Annotated in this window: 1 protein-coding gene; it reads right to left on the bottom strand. The window is 62.1% G+C overall.

Going from position 1 to position 1,426, the window contains the following annotated elements; translation table 11 throughout:
* Positions 1–38: 38 nt before the first annotated feature.
* Positions 39–1,412 carry an IS256 family transposase gene (locus tag BMW72_RS18250; RefSeq protein ID WP_134450462.1) on the bottom strand — a complete coding sequence of 458 codons (1,374 nt, stop codon included), beginning with the start codon at positions 1,410–1,412 and terminating at the stop codon, positions 39–41.
* Positions 1,413–1,426: the final 14 nt, after the last annotated feature.

Genomic DNA, 1,426 nt, shown 5'->3' with positions numbered 1-1,426 from the left:
GAGCCTGTCAAGTGTTTTGTGTAAGTGTTGGGAATTGGTTAGAGGTGGGGGTTGATTCGGTCGGGGTGAATCATCACGAGCTGGCTGAGGGCTTGCTTCCAATTCGTGGTGATTTGGCCTTCGACGAGGTGGCCTTCGGCGGTGCGTTTGACGCCTCGGGCTCGTCCGCGTTCCTTGGCTCGGTCGCGGGCTCGTTTGTCTTCGATGTTGCAGATGGCCAACCAGAGCATCTTGATCACGGCGTCGTCGTTGGGGAAGTGGCCGCGGTTCTTGGTGACTTTCCGCAGCTGATAGTTCAACGATTCGATGCTGTTAGTGGTGTAAATGACCCGTCTCAGCTCGGGCGGGAACGTCAGGAACGGGGTGAATCGTTCCCATGCATCTTCGAACGTTTTAACGGCCGTGGGGTATTTCACGCCCATCGGGGAGGCGGAGAACTCGGTCAGCGCGTCCCAGGCCGCGTCGGCATCGACGGCGGTGTAGATCGGCTTCAGCGCCGCGGCAACACTCTTGCGGTCCTTGTAGCCGACGAAGCGTAACGCCGCCCGCAGCAGGTGCACGACACACGTCTGAACGGTCGCTTGCGGCCAGGTTGTTTCGATCGCTTCGGGGAACCCGGTCAGGCCGTCGCAGCAGACGATGAGGACGTCTTTGACACCGCGGTTGGCTAGCTGCGCGCAGACGCTGGCCCAGAATTTGGCGCCCTCGGTGTCTTGCACCCAGATGCCCAACACGTGTTTGATGCCGTCCATGTCGACGCCAACGGCGATGTGCGCGGCCTTGTTGCGGACATGGCCGCTGTCCCTGACTTTGACGATCAGCGCGTCAAGGTAGATCACCGGGTAGAGCGCGTCCAGCGGGCGGCGCTGCCATTCCAGGACGGCATCGAGGACCGCGTCGGTGATCTTCGAGATCGTCTCGTGGGACAGCTCGGTGCCGATCGTTGAGACCAGGTGGTGCTGGATATCGCGCACCGTCATCCCGCCGGCATAGAGCGAGATGATCATGTCGTCCAGGCCGCCGAGGCGCCGCTCGCCCTTGGGTACCAAGCGGGGCGTGAAGCTCCCGTCGCGGTCCCGCGGGATGTCCAGCTCTAGATCGCCGACCTCTGCCGCGACCGTCTTCGCCGACGTTCCATTTCGCGAATTCGCATAGAACCTAGCTTCGGGATCGCCCTTGTCATAGCCGAGGTGCTCGGTCAGTTCGGCCTGCAACCCGCGCTCGAGGGCCGCCTTGATCAGGCCCGGCACGAACCCGCCCTCGCCGGTGAGTTGCATGGTGCCGGCATCGATCTTCGCGAAGAGACCATCGAGAGCGCCGCTATCGCGCAGCTCCTTGATCGCATCGGCGGCCGCACGCTGGGCCGGGGACTTCGGTGCTTTCAGCTTCTCATTTCGTTCTGTCATGACCATTAGTGTCACTCCTT

It is taken from the genome of Cryobacterium luteum, assembly GCF_900110125.1.
Taxonomy (GTDB): Bacteria; Actinomycetota; Actinomycetes; order Actinomycetales; family Microbacteriaceae; genus Cryobacterium; species Cryobacterium luteum.
The sequence above is the reverse complement of the archived record's forward strand: the minus strand, read 5'-3'. Positions and strand labels throughout refer to the sequence as shown.